11 protein-coding genes are annotated in these 18,735 nt (G+C 34.2%); 2 read left to right on the top strand and 9 right to left on the bottom strand.

Annotation, left to right across the window (positions count from 1 at the left end; genetic code table 11):
- Positions 1 to 284: 284 nt before the first annotated feature.
- Together CLORY_RS00680 and CLORY_RS00675 are read right to left on the bottom strand one after the other, a co-directional pair.
- Positions 285 to 971, bottom strand: coding sequence for a response regulator transcription factor (locus CLORY_RS00680; RefSeq protein ID WP_079421656.1), 687 nt, complete (start codon positions 969 to 971; stop codon positions 285 to 287).
- Between the two features lie 212 nt (positions 972 to 1,183).
- Entirely contained in the window at positions 1,184 to 2,077 is an 894-nt protein-coding gene (locus CLORY_RS00675) for an alpha/beta hydrolase (protein ID WP_079421655.1), read from the bottom strand.
- 294 nt (positions 2,078 to 2,371) lie between these two features.
- On the opposite strand from CLORY_RS00675, the gene CLORY_RS24140 reads away from it, so the two are divergent.
- Positions 2,372 to 2,737 (top strand): TetR/AcrR family transcriptional regulator, encoded by a 366-nt coding sequence (locus CLORY_RS24140; protein WP_423236510.1) that lies wholly within the window; start codon positions 2,372 to 2,374, stop codon positions 2,735 to 2,737.
- On the top strand, positions 2,682 to 2,984 hold the full coding sequence (locus CLORY_RS00665) for a hypothetical protein (protein WP_169911485.1): 303 nt from the start codon (positions 2,682 to 2,684) through the stop codon (positions 2,982 to 2,984). Before CLORY_RS24140 ends, CLORY_RS00665 begins: the two co-directional genes overlap by 56 nt.
- Before the next feature lie 484 nt (positions 2,985 to 3,468).
- Here the strand turns inward: CLORY_RS00665 and pyk are convergent, their stop codons facing one another.
- The 7 genes from pyk to CLORY_RS00630 all read right to left on the bottom strand — a co-directional run bounded on the left by pyk (position 3,469) and on the right by CLORY_RS00630 (position 18,652).
- Positions 3,469 to 5,226, bottom strand: a complete 1,758-nt coding sequence (pyk, locus tag CLORY_RS00660) for a pyruvate kinase (RefSeq protein WP_079421652.1) — start codon at positions 5,224 to 5,226, stop codon at positions 3,469 to 3,471.
- A gap of 119 nt (positions 5,227 to 5,345) precedes the next feature.
- Positions 5,346 to 6,305, bottom strand: coding sequence for a 6-phosphofructokinase (gene pfkA / locus CLORY_RS00655; protein ID WP_079421651.1), 960 nt, complete (start codon positions 6,303 to 6,305; stop codon positions 5,346 to 5,348).
- Between the two features lie 350 nt (positions 6,306 to 6,655).
- A complete protein-coding gene (locus CLORY_RS00650) occupies positions 6,656 to 10,261 on the bottom strand; it encodes a DNA polymerase III subunit alpha (RefSeq protein WP_207652147.1) in 3,606 nt (1,201 codons plus the stop codon).
- Positions 10,262 to 10,391: 130 nt separating this feature from the next.
- A complete protein-coding gene (locus CLORY_RS00645) occupies positions 10,392 to 12,527 on the bottom strand; it encodes a glycoside hydrolase family 3 C-terminal domain-containing protein (protein WP_079421649.1) in 2,136 nt (711 codons plus the stop codon).
- A gap of 319 nt (positions 12,528 to 12,846) precedes the next feature.
- Positions 12,847 to 15,132 (bottom strand): glycoside hydrolase family 95 protein, encoded by a 2,286-nt coding sequence (locus CLORY_RS00640; RefSeq protein ID WP_079421648.1) that lies wholly within the window; start codon positions 15,130 to 15,132, stop codon positions 12,847 to 12,849.
- A 237-nt stretch (positions 15,133 to 15,369) separates the two neighbouring features.
- On the bottom strand, positions 15,370 to 16,905 hold the full coding sequence (locus CLORY_RS00635) for a response regulator transcription factor (RefSeq protein ID WP_079421647.1): 1,536 nt from the start codon (positions 16,903 to 16,905) through the stop codon (positions 15,370 to 15,372).
- Complete coding sequence (locus CLORY_RS00630; RefSeq protein WP_169911484.1) at positions 16,883 to 18,652, bottom strand: cache domain-containing sensor histidine kinase; 1,770 nt, start codon at positions 18,650 to 18,652, stop codon at positions 16,883 to 16,885. The genes CLORY_RS00635 and CLORY_RS00630 overlap by 23 nt, the downstream gene beginning before the upstream one ends.
- Between the last annotated feature and the right edge of the window lie 83 nt (positions 18,653 to 18,735).

The raw sequence follows: 18,735 nt of genomic DNA, 5'->3' as shown, positions 1-18,735 counted from the left end.
AAGAGTAAAGAGTAGAGAGAAAAGTGAAGGAAGAAATTCTGCTGTGCAGAATTTCTGAGAATTTAAATCTGATTATCGGCGAAAACTTTTTAAAAACTAAGATAATACCTAATATTCCAAAAGTATTATTAAAATAATTAGAACTATCTATACAATCAAAATTCAGCCCGTCTGAATTTTAACCTTCTCTTTACTCTTTTCTCTTTACTCTTAACTCTCATACCTATTTAATGCACTTTCTCTTAACTATTCCGTCTAGAGCATTTAGTTCGTAATATACTTATTTAATGACCTGCACTCCAGGTATATCCTATTCCATACACTGTTTTTAAATGCTCTGGCTGATTTGAGTTCTCTCCTAGCTTGTCCCGAAGACGCTTGATTGCTACTGTTAACGCATGTTCTTCTACATATTCCGTATCACCTGACCATACAGCATCTATAAGTTTATTCCTGGTTAAGGTTCCGCCTCTGTTTTCAATTAAAACCTTTAATAACTTTTGTTCAGTTTTGCTAAACTCAACTGTTTCACCATGAACCATAAAAACCATATTTTTAAAATCAAAGTCAAATGCATCCGCTACATAATGAGCATCATTTGCAGTCTGCCTACTCCTTAATTGCACACCAACCCTTGCACGAAGTACCATCAAGCTGAAAGGCTTTGTTATATAATCGTTAGTCCCCAGTTCCAATCCCATTACAATATCCGTCTCCATATTATTTGCTGTAATAATTATTACAGGAACAGAATTTGAAATACGAATCTTCTTTAAAAGCTCCAAACCATTTCCATCTGGCAGATTAACATCCAAAAGCACCAAATGAATTTGCTTTTTGCAAAGCATGTCCCACGCTTCTATTATCGTTCGGCACTGCAGAAATTCATACTCCGGATTTTTCAATGCCAAGCGTATTCCTTCATTTAATTTTTTATCATCTTCAACAATTAATATGCTGCTTCTTTCCATAGAACTTAATTCCGCCTTCTCTAATATCTATAATCTTACTTATTCTACATAAATTATAGAAAGTCCTTTGAAAAATTTAAATTTTAACGTTTACACCACCTGCGATCTTTGTATTCTTTTTAAGTTACATTTATAGTTTATAAATGATAGAAGTTATTTCAGCAATTTTAAAATACAGTTTACCTATATCCAGAGGCATTGATTAAAGGCATCTATTCTTTTGATGTAAGAAAGCTTCGAAAGAAATTACATTCTTCATCATTACATAAATCAGCCTCTTTCATTTTCAAATTCAAATGAAACACATGTCCTAATTCATGTTTTGCATCTCCATAAAAACGAAATTCAAATGGTACATTTTCTTTCATCAGCTTTTGGCATAATACCTTTGGCTGCTCTATTAAAAAATCTCCTGTTGCAGTCATAAAAAAGGTTGACGGAAAATCTTTTGTTATATGATTTGCTACATTAATCATTTCAAGTTCTAATGATGTACCCTTTTCTGGCAAAAAGTCTCCCATCAAAGTTTGTGTCAAATCATCGCTTTTTTCATCAAATGTAATTTCGTAGGCTCCACAATTTAAAGCGATTGCCTTTGGAGCAAAATCTTTTGGCACATGGAATTCAAAATTTTTAGCATAGGTTTCATTAGTACATATTGCTGTATACAGTCCTAAAATATGAGCACCAGCAGAATCTCCAACTGCAAAAACAGCTTCTGTATCAAATCTATATTCTTTTGCATTGGAAATAACCCATTCAAATACAAGATTTGTATCTTCCAGTGGAGCTGGAAATTTATATTCAGGTGCTAACCGATATGTGAAATTTACCACTGCAAATCCTCGTTTAGCTAAATCCATGCAATAATACTGGTACCTTTCTTTATCTCCGTAAACCCAACCGCCGCCATGAACACTAATGATAACCGGAAGCGTATCCTTATTACTTTTCGGTCTATAAACATCCAATCTCTGCCAATCCGAATTATCTCCATATATAATATCATCATACCGAAGAATGCTTTCAGGGGTTTTTAACCCTGCATCCCTTTTATCATCATTCTCCTTAAACATTTTTCGAACCATATCACTTGTTTTTGACATTTTTACCACCTGCTTTCTTAATTAATCATTTTCTCATTTTCAAATTATGTTAAATAACATTTATATATTCATCAATATTCATCATAAAACATAATACCACATATAATTGGTCCATACCAAAGTCTTTTATAATCGATCCAGCCATTACAAGAAGTATAGCCCTACAACAATACTTACGATAATCATTCATTCTGACATTGTCACATTCCAACATTCTAAAATTAATTACAAGTAACTTTTGTTCAATTTGGCTAAATTCAACTATTTCATCATTTATCGTAATATCATAATTATATAAAATCCTTTGGAAAATATAAATTTAGGCATACTTATGCCTTTTCTGTCAGAGAAAATGGTATTAAAAAAATGACCATTGATAATATTGCAAAAAAAGCAGACATAGGAAAGGGTACCTTCTATCATTTCTTTAAATCCAAAGAAGACTTCGTGTATGAAGTTATTATGTTCAATAAAAAGAAAATAATAAGCTATGCTAATAAAATCATTGAAGAGAAGGGCGGGATTGACAAAGATAGCTTCCTCAATTTGCTAAGCAAGTTTTCCTTTACCAGTAAATTATATTATTTCAAACGTCATAAAAATCATGGCAATAGCCGTAGTTCGCAGTACATTGAAAAATCCATTAAAGCAGGTATTTAATTATCCGCCTGCAATTCAGGAACGGGTTAAAAGTTTACCTGAATATAAGGACAAACTTCCTACAGATAAAAGAAAGTTAAGTATAAAAATAATAGCATTGGTTATATTTATTGCTATATTGACTGCTATAACTTATTTTTCCGGGGCGCAAACTTTTTCACATGCATTTTTATATACATTTAGTTTATGGATGGTACCTAATCTGTTTGATGTATTAGTTTTAGATATCCTCTTATCGGTGGTATAAAAGGTATGTTTATAGGTTTTGTTATAGCTCTTATCTCTGCTTCACTTATTTGGTTAATTGGTTCAATTTTTTAACATTAAATAACTAGAATGAATATCAACAATTCCTTTTGCTAAAAAATACAAAAAAAATGCACCATAAAGGTGCAAGAATAGAATCGGTTGCCAAGTATTTTCCATTTATTTATTATTAACATAAGTAATACAAATTATTCATTTATTATAGCATACTTTTTATATCTAATTATTAATTAACAAAAATTTAACATATAAAAAATGGTTACAGCCTATGTCGGCTAGTTCCGCTTGGTTAAAGGCCTAAATGGCCTTTAACGGGTTATCTACGAATGGCAATGAGCATGTTTAGATAACCCAGTAGCAATTTCACCGCATCTTTCAGTCAAATTTCCTACAGGCTAAAAAATGAACCAATCCTCTAATGAATTGGTTCATGCTGAATTTTTATTTTTATTAATTGCAATAAACTATTTAACGTTAGCTTTTCCGCTGAATACAACGCCTCTAGCTACATCCATAGTTACAAAGCTTCCAGTCTTTAATACCTTTGTAGCATTTTCTGCTCCAGATATAAGTGGAATTTCTTTCTTCATGCATGCTATAGTTACATCTGATGGTACTGAAGAATCTTCTGCAATAATACCTGCAACTCTATCGAAAACTACTTCATATGACTTATCAAGTTTGTCAACTACAAGTATTGAACCTTCTTCAATAATATCTTTTACTTCTTGAGCATTCTTTGCTACATATACTGTTCCAAGTCTTGGTTCAGTTCCTTCACCTTTACCGCTAACAAGTATATCTCCAACAACCTGAACCTTTAACATATTAGTAGAACCAACATAGTTTACAGGTATTCCAGCAGCTACTACTACTAGATCTCCTTTTGAAACAAGTCCTCTCTCAAGTGCTATATCTACAGATTTATCTATAAGTTCATCTGGGTTTATGTTCTTATCTGCAACTACGGGAAAAACACCCCAGTTAAATGCTAAACCTCTTGCTACTTCCTCATGTGGAGTAACAGCAACGATTGGACATTCTGGTCTGTATTTTGAAACTATCTTAGCTGATTGTCCGCTTTGTGTAACTGTTATTATTGCTGATGCATTAAGTTCGCTAGCAGTGTTGCAAGTAGCAAGGCTTATTGCATTAGGAACGTTTGGTACATGGGATTTTCTCTTCTTCTTAAGAGCTGCTTCGTAGTTAAGCTGTTTCTCAGCTTCTTCTGCTATTTTAGCCATTGTAGTAGCTGCTTCTACTGGGTACTTACCATTAGCAGTCTCTCCGCTAAGCATGATACAATCTGTACCATCAAATATTGCGTTAGCTATATCTGAAGCTTCTGCTCTTGTAGGTCTTGGGTTTCTTATCATTGAATCAAGCATTTGTGTAGCTGTTATTACAAGTTTTCCAGCTGCATTACATTTTTCGATAATCATCTTTTGAACAAGTGGAACTTTTTCTATTGGAATTTCAACTCCCATATCTCCTCTTGCTACCATTACTCCATCAGAGAATTTGATGATGTCATCTATATTATCAACGCCTTCTTGGTTTTCAACCTTTGAGAAAATCTTAATGTGATCTCCGCCGTTTTCATGAAGCACTTTTCTTATTGAAAGTACATCTGAAGCCTTTCTTACGAAAGAAGCAGCTATGGCATCAACACCTATCTCAACACCGAACTTAAGATCTGATATATCTTTTTCAGTTATAGCTGGAAGCTGTATTGAAACTCCAGGAACATTTACACCTTTACGGCTTCCTACAACTCCTGAATTTTTAACAACACATTTGATTTCTTTTCCTGCTACTTCTTTAACTTCAAGTCCTACAAGACCGTCATCTATAAGAATCATGTTTCCAGGAACTACATCCTTATATAGTTCTTTGTAGCTAAGAGTACATTTAGTCTTATCTCCAACAATATCTTTTTCGCAGATTACTGAGAAGTTATCTCCTTCTTTTAATTCAAGTTTATCTGGTTCGAAATCTCCAGTTCTTATTTCAGGTCCTTTTGTATCAAGTATTATAGCTATTGGCTTATTTAATTCTTTACGAAGCTCCTGAACCATTCTAATTCTTCCGCCATGTTCTTCATGGTCACCATGTGAAAAGTTATGTCTTGATGCATTCATACCTGCTTCAATTACTTTTTTTAATATCTCTCTTTTTTCACTAGCTGGTCCAATAGTACATATCATCTTAGTTTTTCTCATATTATACTCTCCTTAATGCAAATTTTATATATTACAGGGTTTTTCTAAACTAATAATTTATAGTGCGTCATAGTTTGGCAGCAAACCTAAATTAGAGCTCTATAAAGAAACCCTATATTCTAATATGACAATGCTCTTGCTATATCAAATAAGTTTTCATCAAACGTTCTTGGCATAGAAAGTGCTTCATCAATATCATCATCAACTATCTTTCCGCCCCTCATTCCTACAACTCTTGAAGATTTTCCTTCAAGCAAAAGTTCTACTGCTCTTGCTCCCATTCTTGAAGCTAATACCCTATCAAATGCTGATGGACTTCCGCCTCTTTGAATATGTCCAAGTATAGTAGCTCTTGACTCAATACCTGTAACTTCCTGAATATGCTTTGCTAATTTCTCAGCTCCGCCTACTCCTTCTGCTAAGATAATAAGATTATGAGTCTTTCCTTCTCTTTTGCCTTCAAGTATAGTTTTGCATATATCTTCGATATCCATTCCTTTCTCAGGAACAATTATGCTCTCAGCCCCACCTGCTATACCTGAAAATAATGCTATATCTCCGCAATTTCTTCCCATAACCTCTACTATGCTTACTCTTTCATGAGAAGTTGAAGTATCTCTTAATTTATTTATTGCATCCAATACTGTATTCAATGCAGTATCAAAACCTATTGTGTAGTCTGTATATTGAAGGTCATTATCGATAGTTCCTGGAAGTCCTATAGTTGAAACACCAAGCTTTGATAATAGCCTTGCTCCTGTAAATGAACCGTCTCCGCCAATAACTACTAAACCATCAACACCAAATACCTTTAGTATGTTTACAGCTTTCTTTCTTACCTCTTCTTTTTTAAATTCTTCACATCTTGCAGTTCTTAATATGGTACCACCACGCTGGATTATATCTGATACTGAACTTCTTGTCATCTCAAATATCTCACCATTGATAAGTCCGTCATAACCTCTTTCAATTCCCATTACTTTCATGCCTTTATCGATACCCATTCTTGTAACTGCTCTAATGGCAGCGTTCATTCCTGGAGCATCTCCTCCGCTGGTTAATACTGCAATTGTTCTCATATTAATTCCTCCATTCACCCACAGGGCTACAATTTGTCCCACTGTGGTCAAATATGTATATTATATAATTAATAGTATTAAATGTTAAATTAATGCTATGGACAAACAACCAAAACCATTTTTTCCATGAACTGTAAAGCGCAGATGACTAATAAATAACATTCAAATATTTTGTCTTTATATTACTTATTATCAGATATTTTACGTTAAAACTCAACTTAAACATGCCAGAAAATACAAACTTCCAACATGTTTAATAATAATTTTTAAGTTATATATCTTTAATAATGTTCCACAATAATGTTACTATAAAAAGTTTAATTTAGCAATACTACATACTAAATTTAGTACTATACTAACTTAACATTTTCTTCTCCAAATTCGCTCTTTAAAAGCGATACTAGTTCTCCATCTGGTTCCACAGTTAAATCTTTTCCGATACGCGCTGCAGATTTTTCTTTTTTCATGTATATATATACTGGTATATCTCCTTTAAAGCGCAGAAACAACCGTCTCAAATTTGCATATAACCCTCTGGCAGTATCCTGATCCTCTATAGCTATATACAACTTATTATATTGAGATGCTATATCCAAAATCTTTATATCCTCACATAAGATTTTAGGTGCCTCATCCTCTCTGATGCTTATCCTGCCTCTTACTAATACGATGGAATCTTCTTGTATTATCGGAGAAACCTTTTCCATTACTTTAGGAAATACAATAACCTCTATACTCCCATATAAATCTTCCAGTGTTACAAAGGCCATTCTGTCATTATTTCTTGTAAATTTCCTGCTCACACCTGTTATTATTCCACCTATGATGACCTTCTTACCATCCTTGATGTCTGAAGAGTTCCTATTTATTATCAGGTTTTCCTCTGCTCCTTCCACCTCGTCCTCTAACGTTGTAGAACTATTAACAGCTTCCATAATATCTATAGTTCTTATGTTGGATTTATTTTTTAAGATATCTGCATATTCATCAAGAGGATGACCAGATATATAAAGCCCTGTCATTTCTTTTTCCATGGCTAGCAGCATTCTTCTATCATATTCTTTTATATTGGGATATTTAATTTCAGGCTCCATACTCTCCTGCTGCTCGGAAGTGTCAAACAAGTTCAACTGTCCTTCTAAGTTTCTCTTCTTTTCGTTTCCAAGACCATCAAGTATCTTCTCGTATACCATAATAAGCTGTGACCTATAAACATTAAAGCAGTCAAAGGCTCCTGCTTTTATAAGGCTTTCAATGACTCTTTTATTAACAGCTGATATATCTATCTTATTACAAAAATCAAATAGAGATTTAAATTTGCCTTTTTTCTCTCTGCTCTCCACTATGCTTTCAACAGCATTTATGCCAGCATTTTTTATAGAGGCCAGACCAAATATTATAGTTTTTTCATCTTTAACTGCAAATTTTGCATAGCTTTCATTTATATCTGGTGCCTGTACCTTTATGCCTATACTTTCGGCAAATCTTATATAAAAAGCAACCTTTTCACTTATGCCCATGATACTGTTTAGCATAGCCGCAATATATTCAGCAGGATAGTAATACATAAGATATGCTGTTTGATAACCTATAACAGCATAAGCGGCAGCATGGGATTTATTAAACGCATAAGATGCAAAATCCATCATCTGATCAAATATTTTATTTGCTATCTCTTCACTAATGCCGTTTCTTATGCAGCCTGGCACAAGGATTTTTCCATCTTCATCCACTATTCCATGAATAAAATTTCTTCTTTCTTCTTCCATTACCTTATGCTTTTTCTTTGACATTGCACGCCTTACTAAATCACTTCTACCCATAGAATAGCCTGCAAGCTTTCGTACTATCTCCATAACCTGCTCTTGGTATATCATAACTCCGTTAGTTACCTTAAGTATTGATTCCAGTTCAGGTGTAAGATATTCAATTTCTTCACTATTATTTTTGTTTTTTATATATCTCGGGATTTCAGCCATTGGACCTGGTCTGTAAAGACTGATACCTGCTATTATGTCCTCCAGAGAATCAGGCTTAAGCTCTTTCATAAAACTTGTCATACCTGCAGATTCAAGCTGAAAAACACCTACAGTTTTCCCTTGCCCTATCATTTTATACACTGCTTCATCTTCTAGAGGTATTTTATCCAATTCTATGTTTATTCCTCTATTCGATTTTATCATATCTACAGTGTCTCTCATAACTGTAAGCGTTCTAAGTCCAAGAAAGTCCATTTTTAGGAGTCCAAGCTCCTCTAGCGTGCCCATAGTAAACTGAGTTACTATCATCTCTTCATTTTTCTGCAGCGGAACATATTCTACTAAAGGACGTGAAGCGATAACAACTCCGGCTGCATGGGTGGAAGAATGTCTTGGAATCCCCTCCAACGCTCTGCTTACATCAATAAGTTCTTTAACCCTTTCATCACTCTCATAAGCCTGTTTAAGATCTGGATTTATATTTAATGCCTTATCTATAGTTATTCCCAGCATGGTAGGAATCATCTTAGCTATCTTATCTACCTCTGAATAGCTATACTGCATGGCTCTTCCCACATCTCTTATGCACATTCTGGCAGCCATCGTACCAAAGGTTATAATCTGTGACACACTATTTTTACCATACTTTTCCACAACGTAGTCTATTACCTTCTGTCTTCCTTCATAACAGAAATCGCTGTCTATATCTGGCATGCTTACTCTTTCAGGATTTAAGAATCTTTCAAATATCAGTCCATATTTAATTGGATCTATCTTAGTTATCCCCAGCGTATAAGCAACTATAGAACCAGCTCCGCTTCCTCTTCCCGGACCAGTAGGTACTCCATTTTCATTGGCAAACCTTATAAAATCCCATACTATCAGAAAATAGTCTACGTAGCCCATCTGCTTTATTACCCCAAGTTCATAATCAAGTCTTTTAACTAGCAAAGCTACTTCCTCTTTCTGCTCTGCTAACTTATGCATACCCTCTTCATTTCTCAAGTCTTCAGCCAGCTCACTGAAAACCTCATATCTTTCTGCAAGTCCTTTAAAGCAGTGAGCACTCAGGTATTCATAGGGATCTGTACCTTCCGGCAGTGGAAACCTTGGAAGCTTTGATTTATGAAATTCATAATCAAAATTACACTCTTCAGCTATTTTGACTGTGTTTGCTATAGCTTGAGGGACATTAGAAAACATGCTGTACATTTCCTCTGGTGACTTTAAATAAAACTGATCTGACGGATATCTCATTCTATCCTCATCATCTACAGTCTTTCCTGTTTGAATGCATAAAAGTACATCATGAGCCTTATAATCGGATTGCAGTATATAATGTACATCATTTGTTACAATAAGCGGTATATCAAGCTCCTTCGCAAGCTGAATATTATAATTATTTACTTTAATCTGATCTTGTATTCCATGATATTGCAGTTCAAGATAAAAATCTTTTCCAAATACACTTTTATAAAAAGAAGCTGCTTCCTTAGCCTTTTCGTATTCCTCTTTTACAAGATGGGACTGAACCTCTCCCCCTAAACACGCACTTAAAGCTATCAGCCCTTCACTGTGCTCTTTAAGATACTCATGGTCTATTCTTGGCTTATAATAAAAACCTTCAATAGATGCTGTAGAAACTATTTTCATCAAATTTTCATATCCGGTTTCATTCTTTACCAGCAGCACAAGGTGATGAGTTTCATTTTCTTTATCATTTTGCTTTATATGCCTTGATTTAGGCACAATATATATTTCACAACCAATTATAGGTTTGATTCCTATTTCTTTAGCAGCCTTGTAGAAATCCACACATCCATACATAACTCCATGATCTGTAATAGCAAGTGATTTCATTCCCAGCTCTTTAGCCCTCTTGAGCATAGCAGGAATTTTTCCTGAACCATCCAAAAGGCTGTATTCTGTATGCACATGAAGATGAACAAAATCTATATTCTCATATGTAATCTCCAAAATTGTACACCTCCTATTTCTACATTATTCTACTATATTATAAACTAATAGCACATAAAATGAAAGAATTCAGCACAGCTGAATTCTTTCATTCTCTTTTCTCTTTACTCTTTTTACTCTTTTCTCTTAATTAGTACCTATAATCTTTACTTATTTCTATATTACTAGTTAATCTTATGTCTTGGCAGGAACTTCCTGCATATAGTTTAAACATTCCTTTTTCAACAAGCCATCCTTTAGCCTCTGCATCATAAAAAGCAAAGGCCTTTTTATCAAGTTCAAGTTTAACTGTTTTCTTTTCCCCAGCAGCTAACTCTATCTTTTCAAAACCCTTTAACTCAAGAGCTGGCCTCTTAACTGAAGCAGTTTCATCTGATACATAAAGCTGAACAACCTCTGCGCCGCTAACTTTTCCAACATTATTCACGTTTATTTCAACCTGAACCCTTATGTCTTCTGACTGTTCAGATACATTTACCTTCATATTCTCATACTTGAAATCAGTATAAGAAAGTCCATGACCAAAACAGAATAACGGTTCTACATCGTAAGTTGAATGATATCTATACCCCACAAATATTCCTTCAGAGTATTTGACCTTTTTTCCACCTGGAAATTCGCCTATCTTATGGGCAGGACAATTTTCAATTGATTTAGGGATTGTCATTGGAAGTTTTCCAGATGGATTTACATCTCCGAAAAGTACTTCAGCCAGTGCTCTTCCACCTTCCATTCCATTGTACCAAGTCTGAACTACAGCACTGGCATCCTTTATCCATGGTGTCATATCGACTGGTGCTCCAGTAAACATAACTACTACTGCGTTACTGTTAACTTCTAGTACTCTCCTTATAAGTTCATTTTGGTCGTATGGAAGTTCTAAATCGCTTCTGTCATAACCTTCGCTGTCAATACGCGGCTTCACTCTATCACCCTTAGTTACTTCAAGTGCATTTTGCTCTAGCTTCAAGGCTTCAGCCATATGCTTAAGTCCACCAACTATAATTACAGCATCTGAATTCTTAGCAAGTTCAACTGCTTCGTTTATAAGCTTTTCCTTTTCAGAGGCATCTTCACTGTAACCTTGAGCATAGCTTACCTGTGCATTTCCTCCTAAACGCATCTTTATTCCTAGTAATGGCGTTATTTCATAGAGTGCTTTTATTTCAGCGCTTCCACCGCCGTTAGAATGAGTAATGTCAGCATTTTCTCCTATGACAGCCACAGTTTTTATCTTATTATCCTTTAGCGGAAGTATATACTTATCATTCTTTAATAGTACAATGCCTTCTCTTGCAACCTTAAGTACCTTTTCCCTTGTCTCCAGGGAGTTATATCCGCCTCTATTTCTATCTTCCGAGAAAGCATTTATCCTATACATTAATCGAAGGATTCTTCTAATCTTATCATTGATTACCTCTTCCTTCACCTTGCCTTCCTTAACAGCATCAAGTAACGGTTTAGCAAAATAGTAATCATCAAAATTATCAGTAACATTCATTTCAATATCAAGTCCGGCTTCTGCAGGCTCTACAGTATCATGTACAGCACCCCAGTCTGAAATTACCACTCCATCAAAGCCCCACTCATCCTCTAAAATATCTCGTATTAAATACTTGCTATGAGAGCAATAGTAACCGTACAGCTTATTATAAGCTGTCATTATGGAATAGGAATTTCCCTCCTTAACTGCTGCTTCAAAACCCGGTAGATATATTTCTCTCAGGCTTCTTTCATCTACCTCAACATCCACGTTAAGTCTCTCAGTCTCCTGATTATTAGCAGCATAATGTTTCACGCAAGCTGCCACATCATTTTTCTCCTGTACTCCCTTTATAAATGGAACAACAAGCTTACTTATAAGACAAGGGTCTTCCGACATATATTCGAAATTTCTTCCGCATAATGGACTTCTCATTATATTAATTCCAGGCCCTAATATAACATCTTTTCCTCTTCCTCTAGCTTCCCTTCCCAGCACAGAACCTGCTTCATAGGCAAGCTTTGTATTCCAAGTTGATGCTAAAGCGGTATTGCATGGAAGATAGGAAGTATAATCATCAGAATTGCCTATAGGATTCCAATGTGCGTTCTCAAATTCATGCCTTACCCCCATAGGTCCATCAGACATCTTTAGTGAGGGAATACCCAGTCTCTCTACAGCCTCTGTTCTAAAAAGCCCATTTCCATGTATCATGGATATCTTTTCTTCAAGTGTTAGTTTTTCAATAATATCATCAATCTTTTTTTCATAGTTTTTGTTCATATATTTCCTCCAAATCTGCAAAATAAGAGAGAAAATGGTAAAGAGTAGAAAGAAAAGTGAAGGAAGAAATTCTGTTATGCAGAATTTCCGAGAATTTAAATCTGATTATCGACGATAACTTTTTAAAAAACTAAGACTATACCTAGTATTACAAAAGGATTATCTAAATAATTAAGAGTCTCTATACAATCAAAATTCAGCATGGCTGAATTTTAACCTTCACTTTTCTCTTTTCTCTTTACTCTTAACTCTCCTACCTATTTAATGCACTTTCTCTCTGCTTTTCCGTACTGCGCATTTAGTTCGAATAATTTGCGAATCAAAACTTTATTTCATACTCTTCTCCAGCTTTAGTTTCAAATTCTAAAGCAGCACCGCTATTTCTAACCTCTACTTTTTTACCACCGCAGGTAATCTCAGCAATATTTTCTGCAATAAGTTTGCAAACTTCACCCTGTTTAGATTTGATAACTGCTTTCTTAACCTTGTTATTTTCCCACTTCATATCTAATTCGAAGCCGCCTCTTGCACATACGCCTGAAACCTCTCCGCTGTGCCATGCATCAGGCAAAGCTGGAAGCAGTTTTATATAGCCGGTATGGCTTTGTACAAGCATTTCGACAACGGCTGCAGCAGCTCCAAAATTGCCATCTATCTGAAATGGCGGATGATTATCAAATAAGTTGTTAAGTGTAGATTTGCAAAATAAAGATAATATATTTTCATAGGCAAGATTACCTTCTTCAAGTCTAGCCCACATATTTATTATCCAAGCCTTGCTCCAGCCAGTATGTCCTCCACCAAAAGAAAGTCTTCTCTTTATTGTATTCTTTGCAGCCTCAGCCAATTTAGGAGTGTTTTGGACAGTAATCTGGTTAGATGGATGCAGCGCAAAAAGCTGAGATATATGTCTGTGACCTGGCTCTACCTCATCGTAATCCTCAGCCCATTCCTGTATCTGTCCATACTTTCCTATGGAAGGCTTTGGAAGTCTCTCTCTTATATCAGTAAGCTTTACTCTAAACTCGTCATCTATTCCAAGTATCTCTGATCCTTCTATGCAAGCAGAGAAAAGAGCATAAAGTATCTGACTATCCATGGAAGGTCCTATGCACACACTTCCTTTTTGACCGTTAGGCAATCTATAAGTATTTTCTGGTGATACAGAAGGACATGTAACCAGTTTTCCCTCCTTGTTTTCTATAAGGAAATCTACGAAGAATTCAGCCGCCTCCTTCATAGTTCCATACTTATCTGCTAAGAAACTCCTATCTCTTGTAAATTGATAATGTTCCCAAATATGAATACAAAGCCATGCCGCCCCCATAGGCCATTGAGTTCCAGGCATCCATGAACTGTGAGGTGCTGTATCTGCCCATATATCAGTATTGTGGTGACACACAAAACCATCGCAATTATACATTTCTCTTGCAGTTCTTCTTCCAGTTACTCTCATTCTTTCAAGGTGATCAAATAATGGAATATGGCACTCTGGAAGGTTGCAGCTCTCTGCTGGCCAATAGTTCATTTCAGTATTAATATTTACAGTAAACTTGCAGCCCCAGGCTGAAGTTATCATATCTCTATTCCAGATACCTTGAAGATTTGCTGGAAGTCCTCCTGGTCTGCTGCAGCTTATAAGCAAGTATCTTCCAAACTGAAAATAAAGCTTAATTAGTGCTAAATCTTCTTTTCCTTGCTTTATTCTATCCAGCCTCTCATCTGTTGGAAGTTTTTCAAGTTCTTCATTATCACTGCTGACAAGTTCTAATTTTACTCTATCATAAAGCTTTTTATAATCTGCAACATGTGCACTTTTCAGCTCGTCAAAGGATAACTTTGCAGCTCCTTCAAGTCTAGCTTTACACCAATCCTCAGGGTTTTCTCCCCAGAAATCAGTCCTTGCTGTAAACAGTAAAAGTACCTCTGGAGCCTCTTCAACGATAAGTTTATTTCCTATTGCGTATATTTTCCCCTGCTCTGAAACTGCTTTTAATTCAGCACAAAAACTTATTCCTTTACTGCCTTCAGTCTTTCCATTCATCATTATAGTATCTTCACTACAGGCCTTCATATCGTCATAATACCTATCTCTATCTAGTGATACCTGAAAAGAAAGGGTTTTCTGTTTTTCCGCAGCTATCTTTATTGCAAGTACATTATGTACAGCTGATACAAACATTTCCCTTGAAAATTTTACTCCGTCTATTTCATAGTCAACGTTAAGTACAGCTTTATCCAAATCTAACTGTCTTGAATATTTATCATAACCATTTTGACCATGATTATAAAATTTTATGAATATATCTCCCAAGCTTTCATAATTTCTTGCCTCTATAGGAGTTCCATATAAGGCAAGTTCAGTTAGTTTCTCAGCTTCAGCTACATTTCCCTCAAGCAGAAGTTGTCTTACCTTCGGAATATATTTTAAAGCATCCTTATTTACTCTGTTTCTTGGGCCGCCATCCCATACAGTCTCCTCATTAACTTGTATATGTTCTGTTTCAACTCCACCAAACACCATGGCACCAAGGCTTCCATTACCCAATGGTAAAGCTTCATTCCAATCATCTGGTTTAGCCGGATTTTCGTACCATAATTTCATCTGAATCCTCCTCTTATCACTTCTATGTATAATTAAAATTTATAACAGACTCTGTTTTCCAAAATGCACATGAATTTTATTTCAGAAAACAGAGTCTATTAATTTTATCACATTATATATAGATAATAAATACACCTAACCTATTTATAAAACAGCATATTGTTAAACGTTTATGAATTTACATAGTACCCTTTATTAGTTTGATTAATATATTCTCTATGCTTCACTCTTTGGCAGTTAATTGTATGCCTCTTGCTTTATAAATTCTTTCGGACTCACCCCAACATACTTCTTAAATTTACCATAAAAGTAATCTGTGTTTTTGTAACCAACCTTTTCAGATATCTTATATACCTTAAGCTTATTCTCAAGAAGAAGTTTTTTAGCATTTTCAATTCTTACCTTATCAACATAAGTATTAAAAGTTTCGTTAGTATAATTCTTAAATATTTTTCCAAGATATGCACTGTTATAATTAAATATTTCAGCCAGGGTTTCTAATTTTAAGTCCTTATAGTAGTTCTTTTCTATGTAACTTAATATCCTCTTCATAACGTTTCCAGAACAACTATTGCATATCTTAGTTCCTATACAAGTAAATTCTTTGTGTAAATAACTTATTATACTGCTTAGCCTATCCATTTTATAAACCTGCTGTATTATATACGAATCCATTGGAAAATAATCTTCTAGTTCATCATAATTATCAATTAAATTGTATTTGATTTTAACATAGATATTTGAACAGATACTTTTTATCATTTCAGCAGAATAATCTGATTTCGTAAAATTAAATTCTATCCTATCCAATATCCTTATTATTTTTTCTTCATCATTAATTTCAATATAAGTAGAAAGCTCCTGTTCAAATTTTTCAATATCAAAATTACCTATTGAGATAGTATTCGTTTCCACATCATCAGCTAATACAATATTAGTTTTTCCTAAAAATATGAATTTTTTATCACCGAGCATCCTAGCTGTTCTGTAAGAATTACCTATGCTTTCACAATTGTTTTCAACACTTCCAACCGATATAAATACTTCTTTATTTAAATATGATTCTATATTATTACTTATTTTTTTCAATATATCAATTACAATATCCTTCTCCTGATTAATAAAAAGTACACATACTTTATTATCAACTACAAGTGCTTCTAGGTTAATTAACCTTATAAAATTGTCTTCAATTAATTTTATAATTTCATTATTTATTTTATCTCTGTCCTTAATTGAATCAACTATATCCAAAATTGCAGCCCGAAAAACGCTGCATTCATCATTGAAAATGCCATTTACGCATTCAATGTCTACGTTGCTTAATAAAATATCTCTTATTATAGCTTCTCGCATATATTTTTCGCTGTTTTCCACATGCATTTTTATAACCTGCTCTTCCTCAATCTGTTTTGCAACCTTTCGAACATTTTCTATAAGTTCATCCTCATCTATAGGTTTTAGAAGATAGGACTCCACTCCAAGTTCAATGGAACTTTTTGCATATTGAAAATCTGAATATCCTGTAAGTATAATAAATTTACATTGGTATCCCTGCTCTCTTGCCTGCCTCATAACTTCAATACCAGGCAATCCAGGCATCTTGATATCTATGAGTACCAGATCAGGCTTTAATTGCTTGATTTCATTCAAGCCATCTCTTCCATCACTGCCTTCCCCACAAATAGAAAAATTATAATCTTCCCACGGTATTATATTTTTGAGCCCTTCCCTAACTAATGGTTCATCATCAACTATCAAGACTTTTAGCATTTTTCTTTTCCTCCCCTATCGGCAAAAAAATATCTACGGCAGTTCCATTATTTATTTCACTTTTAATTTCTACTCCATACTTTTTGCCATAATAAAGTTTGATTCTCTGATTAACATTACTAAGGCCTATACTCTTATGATCACTGTTGTCATAATCCTCCAGAAGTTTATGTATATGTTCCAGCCTGTCCCTATCTATACCGAGACCATTATCCGATATACTTATCACCATACGTTCTTCTTCTCTTATTACAATTTTGATTATTCCGCTGCCCTCTTTGCTTTCCAGACCATGGACAAAAGCATTTTCTACTACAGGCTGCAGCAGCAGCGGCAAAATTTCATAATGATCTATGTCACAAAGTATATCTATAGAATAGTCTATCCTATCTCCAAATCGTAATTTCTGTATTTCAAGATAACTTTTAACCAAGTCTAATTCTGAGTTTAATGTAACAAGTCTACTTGTTGCTTCAAGATTTCTTCTCATTATTTTTCCTAACATCTTAACAATGTCAGCAATTTCTTTTTGTCCATTACAATATGCTTTCATCCTTATTGTTTCAAGAGTATTGTACAGGAAATGAGGATTAATTTGGCTTGCCAGCATTTCAAATTGTACTTCTTTTTGTTTGTTATTGAGTTGTTGCTGCTGAATCTTGGAAACATACACCTCATTAATTAGTTGTTTTATACTATTAATCATTGTGCAAAGATCTTCATATAATTCTCCTATTTCATCCTTGCCGTCTATTCTTTCTGTTATATTAAAATCTCCTTGAACCACCTTATGCATCTCTTCTCGAAGTAAAACCACCCTTCTGCTGAAGGATTTAAGCAGCAATAAAGTCAGTAAAATAGAGGTAACTACACTTACGAGCATTATAGTACCGCTTTTTATTGTGATACTATTTGCTTCATTTGTAATGTTAACGATAGGAACTATCATATGCACCTGAAACTTACTTTTCGACGCCTTAGCGTCATAGAATGTGCTTGTTAAAATGTCATATTCTCTTCCTCTGTATTTAACCTTTGTTTTTCTGCTCTTATTATCTCTTAAAAAAAACGACTTTTTCATCACATGGAAAGACAGACTTTCATTGTTTTTGCTATTAACAGTTTGTCCATTAATACATATAAATGTGTCATAAGGTTCATCTTTTATTATATCTCTTATACTATCTCCACTAATGTTAATAACCAATACTCCTAGTATCTTTCCATTACTATCTTTAATAAGTCTTATAAGACTGAGATATTTTGTCCTAGAAATGTCATCATATATATGAAGCCATAGTATCCTTCCGTCATTTTTTATAGCTTCCTTATACCAATATGCCTGCTGTATATATTTGTCCACTTTAATAAATTCTGAATCATTCAGCATCGTGTTATTATTCACGTAAAATCTTATACTTGCAATTTCTTTATAATAATTAAGATATTCGTCAAATATATCCTTATTGTCATCATATGTTTTTACCACCTGCGCATAATCTTTGTACTTTTTATTTACTATTCCTGCTAATTTATCGTTAAAATACATCCTATCAGAAACATAGTTAGCGATTCTTATTATTTCATTCAACCGCTCAACTATTCTGTCCGAATTTGTCTTTGCTTCGCTTATAGCTCTGTCTATTACCATATTTCTTATACCGCTTGTAAGATAAGTCCCTACCAAAAGTATTGGTAAAAGAACTGCCATTAAATAAATCAATACCAGCTTCTTTTTAATTTTCATATTATTGATAATCCTTGCTGCCTTTAGCATTAGCATAGATATTACCCTTTCTTATCCATAGTTTCACTTCATATCTAAAAAGT

The sequence above is a fragment of the Clostridium oryzae genome, from assembly GCF_002029235.1.
In the GTDB taxonomy this organism is placed as follows: domain Bacteria; phylum Bacillota; class Clostridia; order Clostridiales; family Clostridiaceae; genus Clostridium_AE; species Clostridium_AE oryzae.
The sequence above is the reverse complement of the archived record's forward strand: the minus strand, read 5'-3'. Positions and strand labels throughout refer to the sequence as shown.

What these genes read in the sequence shown, in the direction of transcription:
- CLORY_RS00680 (WP_079421656.1), bottom strand. Translation starts at nt 971, where the DNA reads ATGGAAAGAAGCAGCATATTAATTGTTGAAGATGATAAAAAATTAAAT.
- CLORY_RS00675 (WP_079421655.1), bottom strand. Translation starts at nt 2,077, where the DNA reads ATGTCAAAAACAAGTGATATGGTTCGAAAAATGTTTAAGGAGAATGAT.
- CLORY_RS00665 (WP_169911485.1), top strand. Translation starts at nt 2,682, where the DNA reads ATGGCAATAGCCGTAGTTCGCAGTACATTGAAAAATCCATTAAAGCAG.
- pyk (WP_079421652.1), bottom strand. Translation starts at nt 5,226, where the DNA reads ATGAGAAAAACTAAGATGATATGTACTATTGGACCAGCTAGTGAAAAA.
- pfkA (WP_079421651.1), bottom strand. Translation starts at nt 6,305, where the DNA reads ATGAGAACAATTGCAGTATTAACCAGCGGAGGAGATGCTCCAGGAATG.
- CLORY_RS00645 (WP_079421649.1), bottom strand. Translation starts at nt 12,527, where the DNA reads ATGAACAAAAACTATGAAAAAAAGATTGATGATATTATTGAAAAACTA.
- CLORY_RS00640 (WP_079421648.1), bottom strand. Translation starts at nt 15,132, where the DNA reads ATGAAATTATGGTACGAAAATCCGGCTAAACCAGATGATTGGAATGAA.
- CLORY_RS00635 (WP_079421647.1), bottom strand. Translation starts at nt 16,905, where the DNA reads ATGCTAAAAGTCTTGATAGTTGATGATGAACCATTAGTTAGGGAAGGG.
- CLORY_RS00630 (WP_169911484.1), bottom strand. Translation starts at nt 18,652, where the DNA reads ATGAAAATTAAAAAGAAGCTGGTATTGATTTATTTAATGGCAGTTCTT.